The sequence below is a fragment of the Polaromonas sp. P1_G4 genome (assembly GCF_056405475.1).
In genome coordinates this window covers 1-1737 of record NZ_JBFUCA010000701.1, presented here as the reverse complement: position 1 = coordinate 1737, position 1737 = coordinate 1, and the positions used below count along the sequence as shown (strand labels likewise).

The window sequence follows — 1737 nt, the reverse complement described above, 5'->3', positions numbered from 1 at the left end:
TTTCGTCGACCATTCACGCGAAACCTTCGACGCGGTGTTCGACACCTGCGAACGCATCGCGCGTGAAAAGTATGCACCGTTCAACCGCATAGTGGATACGCAGGAGCCGCACTTCGACGGCGAAAAAGTCATCCTGCCGCAGGCCACGCACGACGCGCAAAAGGCCTACGCGGCCTCGGGCATGCTCAGCGCCGCGCAGGACTATGAAGTCGGCGGCATGCAGCTGCCCTATACGGTGGAAGCGGCGGCCAATGCCTTCTTCGCCATGGCCTCGGTCAGCATCGGCTCGGGCCTGCTGACCACTGGTAACGCCAACCTGCTGATGGTGCACGGCACCGACATGCAGAAGGAAGTCTTTGCAAAAAATGAGTTCTCGGGCCGCTTCTCGGGCACCATGTGTTTGTCCGAACCGCAGGCCGGTTCCTCGCTCAGCGACGTGACGACGCGCGCCGTCCCGGATGGCGACGGCTTTGAGGCCGACCCGCTGGGCCCACGCTATCGCCTCAAGGGCAACAAGATGTGGATCTCGGCCGGCGAGCACGAGCTGACCGACAACATCATCCACCTGGTGCTGGCCAAGATACCGGGGCCGGACGGCAAGCTGATCGCCGGCACACGCGGCATTTCGCTCTTCATCGTGCCCAAGAAAATGGTCAATACCCAAGGCGAACTCACCGGCGTGCGCAACGACGTGGCGCTGGCGGGCCTGAACCACAAGCTGGGCTGGCGCGGCACCACCAACACCCTGCTCAACTTCGGCGAGGGCAAATACCCGGTGGACGGCCAGGCCGGCGCGGTCGGCTACCTGGTAGGCAAGCCGCATGAGGGCCTGCGCTGCATGTTCCACATGATGAACGAGGCGCGTATAGGCGTGGGCACGGCCGCCACCATGCTGGGCATGGCGGGCTACTACGCCAGCCTCGATTACGCCAAAAACCGGCCCCAGGGCCGGCCCGTCGGCGGAGGATCTAAGAACGGCGCCGGTGCCGTGGGCAAAGACGCCTCCCAGCCGCAGATCCGCATCATCGAGCACGCCGACGTCAAGCGCATGCTGCTGGCGCAAAAAGCGTACTGCGAAGGCGCGCTGGCGCTGGAGCTGTATTGCGCCCGCCTGGTTGATGAACACCACACGGCCGACGCGCAGGCCGCCGACGACGCGCGCCTGCTGCTCGAGGTGCTGACACCGATTGCCAAGAGCTGGCCCAGCGAATGGTGCCTGGAGGCCAATTCGCTGGCCATCCAGGTACACGGCGGCTACGGCTACACGCGCGACTTCCCGGTCGAGCAGTATTGGCGCGACAACCGCCTGAACATGATCCATGAAGGCACGCATGGCATCCAGGCCATGGATTTGCTGGGCCGCAAGGTGCTGATGGAAGGGGGCAGGGGCCTGCAATTGCTGGCAGCGCGTATCAACGCCACGGTTGAAAAGGCGATTCAGGTGCCTGAACTCGCAGCCCATGCCAACGCACTGGCCAAGGCATTGCAGCATGTGGGCAGCGCCACCAAGGCGGCGTGGGCCGCGGGCGAGCCTGGCGAGGCGCTGGCCAATGCGGTACCCTACATGCAGGCCTTCGGCCACACCGTATTGGCGTGGATCTGGCTGGACGTGGCGCTGGCCAGCCTGGCATTGCAGCAATCCGCTACCAATTCGATAGCTGCTCACGCAGGGCGGATGGGCGCTACACGCTATTTTTATCATTACGAATTACCGAAGATCGGTGCCTGGCTCAAGGT

1 protein-coding gene is annotated in these 1737 nt (G+C 63.9%); it reads left to right on the top strand.

Annotation, left to right across the window (positions count from 1 at the left end):
- On the top strand, positions 1-1737 hold a 1737-nt coding region (locus AC1D1X_RS22400), incomplete at both ends, for an acyl-CoA dehydrogenase (RefSeq protein ID WP_477699233.1).